At 39.4% G+C, this 14,500-nt stretch carries 9 protein-coding genes and 2 pseudogenes; 8 read left to right on the forward strand and 3 right to left on the reverse strand.

What is annotated here, in order from left to right; all coding sequences use genetic code 11:
* Positions 1-26: 26 nt before the first annotated feature.
* From ACYRY3_RS31205 to ACYRY3_RS31215, 3 genes and pseudogenes are all read right to left on the reverse strand, one after another.
* Complete coding sequence (locus tag ACYRY3_RS31205; RefSeq protein WP_460205546.1) at positions 27-908, reverse strand: DUF4388 domain-containing protein; 882 nt, start codon at positions 906-908, stop codon at positions 27-29.
* A 47-nt stretch (positions 909-955) separates the two neighbouring features.
* Complete coding sequence (locus ACYRY3_RS31210) at positions 956-1,495, reverse strand: GTP-binding protein (protein WP_460205547.1); 540 nt, start codon at positions 1,493-1,495, stop codon at positions 956-958.
* Between the two features lie 243 nt (positions 1,496-1,738).
* A pseudogene (locus ACYRY3_RS31215) lies at positions 1,739-3,463 on the reverse strand (zinc-dependent metalloprotease); the annotation flags it as partial.
* On the opposite strand from ACYRY3_RS31215, the pseudogene aspS reads away from it, so the two are divergent.
* The 8 genes and pseudogenes from aspS to ACYRY3_RS31255 form a co-directional block, all read left to right on the forward strand.
* Positions 3,464-5,128: pseudogene (gene aspS / locus ACYRY3_RS31220) on the forward strand (aspartate--tRNA ligase); the annotation flags it as partial. It lies immediately after the preceding pseudogene.
* A 479-nt stretch (positions 5,129-5,607) separates the two neighbouring features.
* Positions 5,608-5,808, forward strand: coding sequence for an RRXRR domain-containing protein (locus ACYRY3_RS31225; protein ID WP_460205548.1), 201 nt, complete (start codon positions 5,608-5,610; stop codon positions 5,806-5,808).
* Positions 5,809-5,819: 11 nt separating this feature from the next.
* The gene (locus ACYRY3_RS31230) at positions 5,820-7,274 is read left to right on the forward strand and encodes a GumC family protein (RefSeq protein WP_460205549.1); all 1,455 of its coding nucleotides are present in this window, start codon (positions 5,820-5,822) and stop codon (positions 7,272-7,274) included.
* A 19-nt stretch (positions 7,275-7,293) separates the two neighbouring features.
* Positions 7,294-9,894, forward strand: coding sequence for a lipopolysaccharide biosynthesis protein (locus ACYRY3_RS31235; RefSeq protein ID WP_460205550.1), 2,601 nt, complete (start codon positions 7,294-7,296; stop codon positions 9,892-9,894).
* 317 nt (positions 9,895-10,211) lie between these two features.
* Entirely contained in the window at positions 10,212-11,264 is a 1,053-nt protein-coding gene (locus tag ACYRY3_RS31240; RefSeq protein ID WP_460205551.1) for a glycosyltransferase family 2 protein, read from the forward strand.
* A gap of 43 nt (positions 11,265-11,307) precedes the next feature.
* The gene (locus tag ACYRY3_RS31245) at positions 11,308-12,240 is read left to right on the forward strand and encodes a beta-1,6-N-acetylglucosaminyltransferase (protein WP_460205552.1); all 933 of its coding nucleotides are present in this window, start codon (positions 11,308-11,310) and stop codon (positions 12,238-12,240) included.
* Between the two features lie 22 nt (positions 12,241-12,262).
* Positions 12,263-13,288, forward strand: coding sequence for a glycosyltransferase family 2 protein (locus ACYRY3_RS31250; protein WP_460205553.1), 1,026 nt, complete (start codon positions 12,263-12,265; stop codon positions 13,286-13,288).
* A gap of 109 nt (positions 13,289-13,397) precedes the next feature.
* Complete coding sequence (locus ACYRY3_RS31255; RefSeq protein WP_460205554.1) at positions 13,398-14,447, forward strand: glycosyltransferase family 2 protein; 1,050 nt, start codon at positions 13,398-13,400, stop codon at positions 14,445-14,447.
* Positions 14,448-14,500: the final 53 nt, after the last annotated feature.

Consider the following 14,500-nt stretch of genomic DNA (forward strand, 5'->3'; position numbering starts at 1 on the left):
AGCTGTACTCAGGCAGTGTTGGTATATCATGCAACCTTCGTCCGTAAAAAACTCATTAAACTTTTTAGGAAAGACTGAGTGACAGGTGGCTTTTGCTCGACAGGTTCTGGAGTTGGTTCTGGTAAAGAGACTGTGGGAGGAGACTCTTCTAAAGTCAATGAGGGATTGAAAGCAGCCATAAATTGTTCTTGGGCTAGACCTACAACAATCAGTCGGAAAGCAATCTGCTGCACAACTTCTACAGGTATTCTCAAATGACTGGCAATTTTTTGTAGGGACATATGACCATTGACAAATTCCCAAACTTGCCATTCTTGACTATCAAGCCGCATATCGGGCTGTTTTGCAATCAGACTTGATAAAGCGGAAGTGGGATCTGGCAGCTTATCTGCTAAAGCACTCCAGTCTTTTAATACCCGCAAACCCATAAGAGTTGTCTCAGTTGCCGGAACGCTAAGACCGGTCATTTCCCCGAAGGGTAGGGTTTCTGTGGAATGAGTCGGACGAAATGTAAACAGCCCATCTTTAATTTGAAATAATTCACAGACTTGCCGCATCACTTGGCTGTTAAATAGCAGTTTCAGTTGTTCGGCTTGCAGCAATCCTTGAGATTTAAGGCACAAACCCATTGGCGTATTGATAGGGCAAATTTGAGTCACCCTAGAGACAACACGTTCAGTGATCCACCCCCGTTGCGCGATCGCTAACATCAATCCTTGTTGATCCAAGCGATTGGAAGCGGCTATGACGCGACCTTGATGCAGCCACAGGTGATGAACTCGCATTGTCTGGCTGTTATTCTCGTCAACAAAAACCTCAACTGTCAGCCGTCCTGTCTTGTGTCCTTGCTCTAAAAATTGAAAAAGTTCTGGTAAGGAAAAATCTGCTAAATTCCCTGCAATACCCATAATTTCTCTTACTTAGTTTTTCTTTATTTAATTGATGAAAAATCTTTTTAAACCACGCACTTTTCCATCAAATGCTGTACTAAAAAAATCACTGCCTCACCAACGGACGCTCTTTGAGTTGCGTCAACTTTAACAATTGGGGGACGGCAGTTCCTATCTCTGAAACCAAGTGCAATAGATACATCATCCTCAGACCAAGCTTCCTCCAAGTCAGTATGAGTTAACCCAACAATCATAGGTATCTGCACCCGTTGATTCATAAATTGGAGAATAGTACGAGCTTGACGAAAATCACCAGGTCGGTGGGCTGCGACTAGTAATATGTAGGCATGAGCGTCGCGAATTAACATATCCCACATAAAATTAAAGCGGGACTGACCGGGCGTGCCGTAAAGGTGTAATGCCATATCCGAACCAAATTGCAGCCTACCAAAATCAAAAGCAACTGTCGTTGTTTTCTTGAGTAATGCTGTTTCATCAGTTGCACGGGCATCTGTATCTACGACTTCAATTTCACTGACAGAACGAATAAAAGTTGACTTACCAGCACCGACTGCTCCTGTTACAACCAAGCGCAATATTTCCATTTTTATTTATTGGTAAATAAAAAGTTCCCTTCATTCAGACAAATGTCTAGAGCGATCGATTTGATTATGCTTGTTTAAAATCCCAATCTCAAACCGAGCGATTACGTAATTGTTTAAATTGTTACAATTATTAACTATGTATATCTCACAGTAAGGGCAAGTATTGAACTGTAACTTCTTACCCACCCACATAGTAGTTAGTAGCAATTAACCACTAACCACTAACCACTAACCACTAACTACCTAATTTGCCTGTAACTGAGCATTTAAAGCTTTGTTGATTCTATCCCGTGTTTCTAGCAAATGAGCTTTAGTATAATCATCATTTGAATTTGCCCCATCCAGCTTTTCATGAAGTTGTCGCAATTTATACCAAGCGAGAGTGCGAGCGTCTTCTGGAACATTCTCTTTGCGTAACACCATACTCATTAAAATGTCTAGATACTGCCGCTGCAAGCCCCGGCGCAAACTAGAAATTTTCAGGGGTTTTCCGTTGGGTTTGAGCACCTCACTCCAAATACCATCTTGCAAAGTATTAAACAGTTCTGGTAAGGTGAGAGATTGCTCGGGTGAACTCTTAAGTTCAATGTCTTTGAGACGGGAGAGGCGATCGCCTGAGAGCAAATCCAATAACACCGAACCTTGCATAAACAGAACCAAATCGTGAATTGGGTAATCCAAGCGACCAGTTCGGGGAGCACTTCCCCAGTGACGCCAGCGAGACGGTGCTAATTTATTCAGAAGTTCGGGTGGAAAAATCAAAGCGTCCTCAGCAAAGACATATTTTTGCAGAATTTCCAGCGCTTGCCGTTGCTGTTGGACGGGAACGGGTTGAAATGGTAATTGCCCTTGGGGATTGCCTGCATGAACGCGGTAGAAAGACTGACCGCCGATGTATTTTGAGGCATAGTAAATATTTTGGAAATAGTTACTAAATACTGTGCCAAATCGTTCCTTTACATCACTAAAACTTTCACCGATGCTAGGGTAACTCTTGTTAAGGCGATCCCACATTAACCGTGCATTATCCAATTGTCCCTGGGAATAAAGCAGTACGTTACTGCTGTTGTCCCATGCATTAGCGGTTGGATCGAGGTCAAAAACATCTTCATCTGTGGAATAACTTAATTCGGATTGGTAAGATTGACTGGCAATCTTTTCTAAAAAGGGCTTTTCTGCAGTGGGAGTTGCTCCTGGAATGGGTGTGTAACCATACTGAATAGCCCATTCATCATAAGGTCCTACCATACCGGGCAAATAATCTCCCTGTTTGGTGCCTTTTGGTGCAATGTTCGGTGGAATGTAGTCCATTACTGAGGAAATAAGACCCTTGCTGCGAGTAATTTCAGTATTGTTCAATTGCTCTGGGGGAAGCAGAGTACTTCCACGGAAATTATGCCTTAACCCCAAGGTATGCCCAACTTCATGGGCAATAATCAGACGTAGATATTGATGGATATAGTTTTTCACCTGCTCGCTACTTGGTGGTATGTCTTGTAAAAGCGACATTGCCATAGAACCAAAAGCAAATTGGTTGGCTGCTTCCATTCCGTAGCAGAGATCGAACTCTCCTGCAAGTTTTGATAAGTGGCTAGTTAATCCCCTTGTTTCCCCATTTTGGTTGAGACTATCGTTCTTTTTCGCCCCGAAGTTACTGTTGCAAAGCAGGTTGTTCTGCATTAATGCTGATAAGGTAGTCCGAGTTTGTGTTTGGTTGGGTTGTACGATTTTGCGATATTCGCCCTTAAGTGCTCGCACAAAGCTTCCATCAACAAGAATATCGGCATCCAGAATTTCTCCAGTCAGAGGATTGACACGAGATGGTCCTAGGGCAAAATATCCATCGACGGTGTTAATCCATCGAATGGTGTTATAACGTATATCTGCAGGGTCCCAAGTTGCATCATCTGGCATCTGACGAACTTGAATGGCATCCTTAAATCCAGCTTTTTCAAAAGCTTTATTCCACGCTCTGGCTTAGTCCAAATTGTGAGCGATCCGCAGCGCACTCCAGACTCCTACGAACCGGCGAACGCCCTGCGAAACGAATACGTTGTTGAAATTACAGGCAGGGTAACACAACGTCCTGAAGAATCTCTGAATTCTCGCATACCTACAGGCGAAATTGAAATTTACGCCGACAATATCAAACTGCTGAATCCTGTCCGCAAACAGCTTCCATTTCAAGTTTCAACCGCAGACGCCGATCCGGTGCGGGAGGACTTACGGCTGAAATATCGTTATTTGGACTTGCGACGCGATCGCATGGCAAATAACTTGCAGCTGCGACATCAGGTTGTAAAAGCTATCCGCCGTTACTTAGAAGATGTGGAAGGTTTTGTAGAAATTGAAACTCCTGTCCTGACTCGTTCCACTCCGGAAGGTGCCCGTGATTACCTTGTGCCCAGTCGCGTCAACCCCGGCGAATGGTTTGCTTTACCACAATCACCCCAACTCTTCAAACAGTTACTGATGGTTTCTGGATTTGACAGATACTATCAAATTGCTCGTTGCTTCCGAGATGAAGACTTACGTGCCGACAGACAACCGGACTTTACTCAATTGGACATGGAAATGAGCTTCATGTCCCAAGAGGAAATTATCGAACTCAACGAAAAATTGGTTTGTCACATATTCAAAACCGTTAAGAATGTTGAGATACAACGCCCTTTCCCGCGTCTAACTTATGCAGAGGCGATGGAACGCTACGGTAGTGATAAACCAGACACGCGTTATAATTTAGAGCTCGTGAATGTCTCCCATATCCTAAAAGACTGTGGTTTTAAAGTCTTTAGGGAAGCTGTTGCCAATGGTGGAATTGTCAAAATTCTTCCTATTCCAAACGGGGACACTATCTCTAATGTTCGGATCAAACCAGGTGGCGATGTCTTTAAAGAAGCTGCGGATGCAGGTGCTCAGGGTTTGGCATACATTCGGGTAAGAGATGATGGTGACATTGACACCATTAACGCGATTAAAACGAACCTGACAGAGGAACAAAAGCAAGAAATTTTACGTCTTACAGATGCAAAGCCGGGACATTTACTACTCTTTGGTGCTGGTGACACTGCTACTGTAAATAAAACTTTAGACAGGCTGCGACAAGTTGTTGCTAGAGAATTCGGATTGATAGATCCAGAAAAAATTAACTTGCTTTGGCTCACAGACTTCCCCATGTTTGAATGGAATGCTGAAGAAAAGCGTCTGGAAGCACTACACCACCCATTTACCGCACCAAATCCTGATGATTTAAGTGACATCAAAACTGCAAGGGCACAAGCATACGATTTAGTGTTCAACGGTTTTGAAGTTGGTGGTGGGAGTCTGCGAATTTATCAACGGGAAATTCAGGAGCAAGTCTTTGAGGCGGTAGGGTTGTCCCCAGAAGAAGCACAGAATAAATTTGGCTTTCTGCTGGAGGCGTTTGAGTATGGAACTCCACCCCACGGAGGGATTGCCTATGGTCTGGATCGCTTAGTTATGTTGTTATCTGGTGAAGAGTCAATTCGAGATGTTATTGCTTTTCCAAAAACTCAACAAGCACGTTGTGTTTTAACAGATGCACCTTCAACCGTAGATGCAAAGCAGCTCAAAGAGTTGCAAGTTGCTTCAACTTATAAACCAAAGTCATAAGCCATTAGGCTGTACAATTCACAGTTGTCAGGGCGCAAGACCGCCGCGCCCCTACTGTATGTACAAAATTTGAAGAAAAATGAAAATCTTACGGATATAACATTTTGAAGTAAGTATATTATAAGTTTTGAATATATCTGTCAGTCGCTTCACTGAGAAAGACACGAAAAATAAAGATTTTTGGTAGTAATTTCATTAATTTTTTTCATTATTTCAGTATTTAACCAGACATGATATTATTGTGAAAGTGCAAAGTAAGACTGCTATAGTTTAAGTAAAACTAAGTACGTTTAACGTAACCTTCTTGTTAAGTGGCGTATCTACCATAGCTGGTATCAGATTACATAGAAGGTGTGACTGGCTGCAGTTAAGTGCGTAAGTGTATCACTGTAGTGCAGTTTGGCTGATTAAATTTTTGTTAGTAACCGGGTCTTCTCCAGATACAGCGGAACGTGGCGCAAGCCATAAGGAGGGACTTTATGCCCAAAGTGTATTTGATTAATACAGACAAGCAACCCTTAGACCCAATTCATCCTACTGCTACAACACAGCTATTAAGAAACGGTAAAGCTACTATCTTCCAAATTTTCCCATTTACTCTAACCCTCAAAGAAGCTAAACCACAGCTGCAATATTTCTGTCTTTACAGCTTACATTCTGTCAGTTTTGCAATCGGGTAATAATATCGACTATGAATCCATTTATCTGGTTTAAGAATAGTGACAAGATAGCGCGTTCTGAGTATCCAAGTGCTTCGGATGCTCATAGAAGGTCTGCATTGTTAAAAAGAATTTGGGCGAACTACTTCTTAACCATCATTTTTGCTAACGCAGTGGTTTGGGCGGCAGCTTTATTTTATGTGGTGAAAGCAAAAACATCATACGTGAGTGAGTGGTCTATTAATATTCCCGGACAAGCCACGAATGCTAACATTAACCTGCCCAATATTGGTCAAGCGACTTCCCAAGACAGCTCTGCCTATTCCGCAACTACCTATGACCCCAGAGAAAATTATAAAGCTATTGCTAGTAGCGAACAGGTATTAAAGGCAGCAGCTATGGCTGCAAATATGCCGTTGCCAGAATTTGGTAAGCCTAAAATTAAGATTGTCGATAACACAACCCTGATGCAGTTTTCACTAAAAGGGTCTTCTCCAGAAGAAGCTCAAAAAAAGTCTCAGGCGTTATATCAAGCATTAGAAAACAAGCTCAATCAGCTCAGGAGAGAAGAGGTTTATCAACAAAATACACGTTTACAAAGCGGTATTGAGGATTTAAGAAGAAAACTCAAAAAATCTCAAGAACGTCTTTCCAATTATAAAGCTAAGTCCGGTATGAGTTCAGATGAACAACTCAGCAATTTAGCAGTCAACATTGAAACACTACGCAGACAACGTGCTGAGTTAGTCGCTCAAGAGCAACTGTCTAAAGCTCGTTTAATAGAGCTGTCAACTAATTTAGGTTTATCTTCTCAAGAAGCATCAGATGCATTTACCCTTCAAGCAGATACACTCTTTCAAAAATATTTACAAAGTTATAACGATGCAAAAGGTAAATTGATTACTTTGACGGCAAAATTTTTACCAAATCATCCGATAGTGGTTACTCAACAAACGGAGGTTGATTCGGCTGAAGCAGCTCTTGTGAAAAGAGCTTCATCACTTTTAAATCGTCCGTTTAGTATAGAGACTATAGATAAGCTCAATTTTGGTAACACCGATACAAGTGGATCTAAGCGGACTAATTTTTCAGAACAACTGGTGACAGCTACTGTAGAAACTCAGGGTTTACAAGCGCAAGTCAAGGCATTAGACCGAGAAATCACCGAGTTAGAAATGAGGCTAAAAGGCTTATCACAACGACAAGCAGTTATTGAAGATTTAAAGCGCGATGTACAAGTTTCCGAAGCAGTTTTTTCATCTACTATTGCTCGATTAGATCTTGCTAAATCAAGTATTTCCGCTTCTTATCCTCAAATTCAAATTATGTCAAAACCTAGTTTGCCAGAAGAACCTGCTGGTCCTACAAAGGAAATGGTTTTGATGGGTACGTTAGTCAGTTCTATTTTCTTAAGTAGTGGAATCCTAGCAATGGGACGACGAGCCCAACAGAATTTTGTTAATTATTCTGTGAAAGAACGCAGTTAAAATATCGAAACCAATAGCAATGAAACCTGAAAATTTCCCTGAAAGAGTCGTTTGGTACTCAATAATAGGAACATACGTCATCTATTTTTGTGGCTTACAGTATACGTTTGTACCTTTTATTCCCTGGATTCTTACACTATATTTGGTGAAAAAGCTTTGGTTTCAAACAAAGGAAACACCACAAGAGGATAAAATTGTTATTCCACCTGCAGTGTGGATATGGATTATTGCTGTCTTGGTTGTAGAATTTACCTTAATTGTCAATCACCAAGATTGGAATTTAGGGCTTCAACAAACTATTTTTACTTCAATTAACTGGGCGAGAGGTTGGGGGCTTGTCGCTTTATTTCCTCTAATTGGCTGTCTGAAAATTAGACCCCAACTTATTTACAGAGCTATTTGCATTGTTTGTTTGCAAAGCCTGGTTTTAATACCTATCTGTTATGCAGCAAGTATAATCAATTTACCCAGCCCTCTTTATACCTCTCCCTTGAAGTCCATATCTGGTGGAGGAAAATTATACTATGACGTATATTTACATATAGTAGACCCGGAAAATGGTGGTCAAATACGGTTATCACTGTTTACACCTTGGGCACCTGCTCTTGGACTGGTAGGAAATGTGTACTTGGTACTTGCAAGTCGAGAATCAAATAAATTATGGCGATATATAGGTATGATTGGAGCGATCGCCATGATTTTTGTTTCAGTTTCTCGACTGGCGATAATAAGTCTTCCTACCATCCCAGTCTTAACTTGGTATGCCATCAACTTTACCCGTCCTTACATACAGATTATCACTGGGTTAGCAAGTTTATTTTCAACCATATTCAGTCAATATCTCATTGAATTATTTCAAGACTTGAAAGACGCCTTCACCAGTGCCAGAGCGCAGTCTTCAAGAGTTAGGGAAGTCTTGGGACGTTTGGCATTGCAGCAATGGTGGAATGATGCGCCTGTTTGGGGTCATGGCATTACTCCAGCTAAAGGGCCAAAACTCACAGCAGAAATGCCAATAGGTTCTCATCACACATGGTTTGGTCTTTTATACATTAATGGACTTATAGGTACAGTTGCTATTAGCATTGCCTTTGCCATAAGCTTAATAACTTTATTAGTGAAAGCTCAAGATGAGCGAATAGCTAAAGTAGGCTTAAGCATCTTTTTAGTTCTTCTTTTTTTCACGTTTGGTGAAAACGTAGATGCTCTTGCGTATGTTTATTGGCCTGGTTTAGTCATGTTGGGTATTGCCTTCAAACAAGGCACAAAAATTCCCGAATCGAAAGATAGGTTCCTACACGGTAGCGATCGGGCTCCTATAGAAGCGATTCCTAACTCCAGTCCTAATTATGTTATTGAATACAGCCAGAAAATATTTAATCAGCTCAAGCAAAAATTATCTAATAAATTTGTTCGCAACATGGGTTGGCTTGGTGGAGCCGAGCTGATAAACCGTGTTTTTCGTTTGGGCTCAACAGTCGTATTAGCTCGAGTACTCACTGCTTATGATTACGGTTTATTAGCAGTGGTCATGACAACTTACGATTTTGCATCCGTTTTTGTCCAAAAATCTGGAATTGGAGCTAAATTAATTCAAGCTGAGGAGGAGGATCTGCAAGCTTTATGCAATACAGGTTATTGGTTAAGTTGGATTCTCTGTAGCATACTGTTTGTCATTCAATGTGTTGTTGCTATTATTCTTTCATTAGTTTATCATGATAAAAATCTTATTTTGCCCATTTCTGTCATAGGTTTATCCTATTTGCTAATACCACTTTTTGAGGTTCAATCTGCACTTGTTCAACGTGAAAATAGATTAGATGTTATTGCTACCTGTAATGCTTTACAGGGAATGATTGGTAATGTTATGACTGTCGTTTTAGCCCTGTTAGGAATGGGAATTTGGGCAGTTATGATACCTTTTGTATTATCAACTTTCGTTTGGGTATTTATCAATAGAAAGAATAATAGTTGGCGTCCTAAAAAATCATTCACTCTCGATCGCTGGCAAGAAATCGCTTTATTTGGAAAAAATATTTTGATTATTGAACTTTTAAACAAGCTTCGAGCTAATTTGGATTATTTACTGGTTGGAGCTTTTTTAGGAATCAAGGAACTAGGAATTTATTATTTTGCTTTTAATGCAGGGATTGGCATTAGCTTAAATGTGATCAATGCCTTTGTTGCATCTTTATATCCCTACTTATGTACGGCAAGAGAAAACATTCAGGAAATGCAGAAAAAATATTTTCAAAGTTTAAAAACAATTGCTTCGATTGTGATTCCACTTGTACTTCTACAGTCAGCGTTATCTAACTTTTATGTACCAATTATTTTCGGTCAAAAGTGGGTAGAAGCAGTTCCAATATTAATTCTAGTTTGCCTTTCAGCTATTCCACGACCATTTGCAGAAGCAGCATCTATACTCCTGATTGCTGTAGACAAAGGTCAGACGACTGTTTATTGGAACATAATTTTTACAGTGTTGTTTGGGCTTAGTTTACTACTTACGGTTCAATGGGGAGTATTATGGGTAGCCTCGACAGTTCTGATTATTCACCTATTGGCTATTCCTGTTTTTACTTTATGGGCAACTAGACGCGTATTTACTAAAAGTTAATTACCTAGCTATTATATAAATTTCATAAAGCTTGTTTAAAAATTTACATACTAGGAGAATTGCTTGGATTAAACCACTTAAAATAGATGTATTCCATCTGGCAGAGTGTAAAAGACTTTATTTTGTATAAAATCTCACATTTTCTCCCTCTGCCCTTTGACCTCTGTCTTGCTTCGATAAATAGGTACAAGAGTTTCATACAAGAGCTTTTTTCATACGCAAAAACAGGCTAAGCATCTGCCATTGAGATTTTTTAATAGTGTATCTAAAACCTCAATTGCAAAGATTTTCATGAGAGAAAAACATGGAGCCTGAACGTGCAATCACATGTCTTTTTTAAAGAATCAACACCAACAATCGAGCCAGTTCTCCAGGGTATTCACAGACCAAAGTGGTCTGTTATGATTCCAACTTACAATCGTACAGAATACCTAGAGCAAACGCTGCACAGCGTTCTTCAACAAGCCTATAGTCCTGATGAAATGCAGATAGAGGTTATTGATAATTGTTCGATTTCTGACGAGGTACAAAGAATTGTTGAGAAAGTAGGCAAAAATCGAGTTTCTTTTTTTAAACAACCTTACAACTTAGGCTTAGTTGGTAACCTAAATACCTGTCTCAGGCGAGCTCGCGGTCATTTAGTTCACATTCTACATGATGACGATCTGGTCTTGCCGGGATTTTACAACCACCTGGAAAAAGCTTTCGAGCAAGAAACAGCTATTGGAGCAGCGTTTTGTCGTTATGCTCATGTAGATGAAAACAATAACCAGCGCTACTTATCCCGGCTTCAAAAAGAGGCTCCAGGTATTATCTCTAAATGGTTAGAACGTATTGCTGTAGAACAGCAGCTACAACCTCCAGCTATCGTCGTTAAACGTAGTGTTTATGAAAGGTTGGGCGGCTTCTATCCAGAATTACCCCACTGTAACGACTGGGAAATGTGGAAAAGAATAGCAGCATTTTACCCCGTGTGGTACGAGCCTCAAACGCTAGCATATTATCGCGAACATTCTAATGCAGACAGTCGCACCTCTTTTAAGACCGGTCAAAACCTTGTTGAATTGCGTAAATCAATTGAAATTTCTCAGTCATATTTACCCAAAGAACTTATTCGAGATTTCTCAATGAAAGCTCGTGAAAAGTCTGCCCTTTGGGGATTGCTAATTGCTCGTAGAGCCTTAAGTAGAGGTGATATAGCAACTGCGAGAAATCAAATTCGAGAAGCACTTAAGTGCTGTTTATCTTTAAAAGTTCTTAGCACTTTGTCTTTTCTGCCGTTTATGGCTGTGGCTGGTGCTTTTAAAAAGCAGTTTGTACAAGTATCAATGCCTTCAATGCAGTCTCATCGCAAAGAAAGCCCTATTTAATCATTTCTTTAAATTCAATATTGAGGAAGAGAGAGGAGCTATTGTGAAAGTTTTGTATTTTATTCAATCTCATACTAATCCAGAACAAATAACTAGGTTAGTTCAAATTATCAAAAAATCGAGTCCCCAGTCTTATATATTACTTAGCCATAACTTTAATTGCAGTCCATTAGACGTGGAACAGTTCCGTAGCTTCTCAAATATAGAAATTGTCGATTGTGACAGGAGCCGAGGAGATTTTTCTATTTTAAAAGGATACTTGGATGCAATTGATTGGCTTTTTCACAAGCAATTTGAATTTGATTGGCTTGTTAACATTTCCGGTCAAGATTATCCTACTCAACCACTACCTAAGATAGAGAAATTTTTAGCTGAAACTCAATATGATTGCTTTTTAGAATACTATAATATGTCTTCTGTAAAGAATCCATTAAGTAGTCAGGAATCTAGGGAACGCTATCTTTATAAATACTGGCGATCGGACAAATTATTGTCACGCTGGCAAAGGGCTGTAATAAAGATTCCTAGAACGATAATTAATAATTCTCAGTCTTTTATCAGGATAAATTCTTCCTACGGGTTATCTTTAGGAGTCCTTCATCTTCCCTCTCCGTTTAATGAAAAATTTCAATGTTATACGGGAGGTTATTACCACACAATTTCCTACAAGTGCGTTCAATATATCTATGATTTTTGTCGCAAAAATCCCGATTTAGTAGATTACTACAAACGGACTTGTCTTCCTGAAGAATCTTTTTTGCAAACTATTTTACTAAATAGTCAATTATTTAATATTTGTAACAATAGTAAGCGCTATGTTAATTGGAGTCATAGCCGTTTGGGTCATCCCAATATACTTGATACTGAAGATTACTCAAGATTAATTGGAGGAGATTTTCACTTTGCTAGAAAATTTGATATTCAACGGGATAGACAAATTTTAGATTTACTTGATGTTTGGATACTTGAAAATTAGACGGTTGAATTAGTTAATGGATATGAAAACAGTTTCTGTCATTATTCCAGTATATGGAGTTGAAAAATACATAGGTGATACTATTCAATCGGTTTTGTCTCAAACATACAAAAATTTAGAAATTATTGTTGTAAACGATGATTCACCAGATGGGAGTTTAGGAATTTGCCAGCAGTTTACCGATTCTAGAATTAAAATTATTTGCCAGAAAAATCGCGGTTTAGCAGGAGCTAGAAACACTGGAATTCGCCATGCTACAGGAGACTATATAGCTTTTTTAGATGGAGATGATTTATGGTTGGCACAAAAAATAGAAAAGCACATTGAACATTTAGAAAATAATCCTAAAGTCGGAATTAGCTATAGTTGTTCAGCTTTCATTAATGAACTAGGTCATTCTTTAGGTACCTATCAAAATCCCAAGCTCAAAGGAATCGAATTATCCGATTTATTGCGCGAAAATGTAGTTGGAAATGGGTCATCTGCAGTGATTCGCCGCAAAGTATTAGAAGAAATTCAATATGAAGATAACCTTTACGGTACTGTTGAAATTTTCTATTTTGATGAGCAATTTCGTCAAGCAGAAGACATTGAATGCTGGATTCGTATTGCTATCCAAACGAAATGGCTTATAGAAGGTATACCCGAAAGATTAACACTTTATCGCGTGAATTCAGGAGGGCTTTCTGCAAATCTGTTAAAGCAATTGGATTACACAGAAAAATTGATTGAAAAAATCCGTTCTTATGCTCCACAAATAATCTCTAAATCAGAAAATCTTGTCAGAGCTTACAGTCTACGATATTTAGCTAGAAGTGCAGTACGTCGGAAAGACAATTTATTAGCTATTCAGATGATACATCGCGCTATTAAGACAGACTGGCGTATTCTTGTTGAGCAACCTCGACGCACTCTCTTAACCTTGATAGCTGCTTATTTACTCTGGCTAATACCACAAGTTCTTTATTCTCGCATAGAGGTATTTGTCTCTCAAATTAAAAAGGCTATCCGAAAGTATCCAGTTTTGCAAAATCAGCTTAGTCGATGAGACGCAACAGTGTTTTTTGTTTTCAGCAACCGATTTATTTAAGGAACAGTATTCTCCCGAGTATCACTTAATTCAAGTTTTGTAAACAAATTCTCTTTGGCGACTTAAAATGGTTATAGATTTTCCAAAATTAGTTTCTGTTATTATTCCAATGTATGGGGCTGAAAAATTTATAAAATCTACCATACAATCCGTGCTAGAGCAGAGTTACAAAAACCTGGAAATATTAATTATCGATGATGAATCTCCAGACAAAAGCGTAGAAATATGTCAACAATTTACAGATTCTAGAATTCAGATAATTCGTCAGAAGAATCGAGGATTAGCTGGAGCGCGAAACACGGGTATCCGTCATGCTCGTGGTGAATATTTGGCTTTTTTAGATGCAGATGATTTGTGGTTATCAAACAAAATAGAAAAACATATCGCTCATTTAGAATCTTGTCCGGAAATAGGTGTGAGTTTTAGCCGTTCTGCATTTATTGACGAAAAAGGCAATCCTTGGGGTATGTATCAGATGTCCAAGCTGAAGGATATCACTCCATTAGATTTACTATGCCGTACCCCGATTGGGAATGGTTCAGCAGCTGTATTTCGGCGACAAGTCTTTGAGGAAATTAAATTTCTAGATAATCTTTATGGTTCAATAGAAGAGTTTTATTTTGATGAACACTTCCGTGAGTCGGAAGATGTTGAATGCTGGCTGCGAATAGCAATTCTAACCAATTGGAAGATTGAGGGAATTGCTCAAGCTTTAACGCTTTATCGGGTAAATTCTAGCGGATTATCAGCTAACCTTCATAAAAAGTTGGAGTCTTGGAAAAAGTTGATTGAAAAAGTTCGTTCTTATGCTCCAGAACAGGTCGTACAGTGGGAGAAGCCTGCTATGGCTTACCATTTCAGGTATTTAGCTCGTCGAGCAGTGACTTTACATGCAGGTACAGAATCTCTACAATTGTGGCACCAAGCCATATTTACCTACTGGCGCATCTTGATAGAAGAACCTCGACGTACATTAATCACTGGGGCAGCTGCTTATATGATTTGGCTTCTACCTGTACCTTTGTGTAAACGGATTGAGGAATTAGCTCGAAAAATAACAGGAGCACTACAAAGACAGCGCATTCTTCAAGAGCAAACTATGGAAGCACAATCTTGAGAGTGGTTGCTCATAAAAGCAATGGAAGTTAACTATACAGTTTCTTATTGTTC

The sequence above is a fragment of the Scytonema sp. NUACC21 genome, assembly GCF_054684315.1.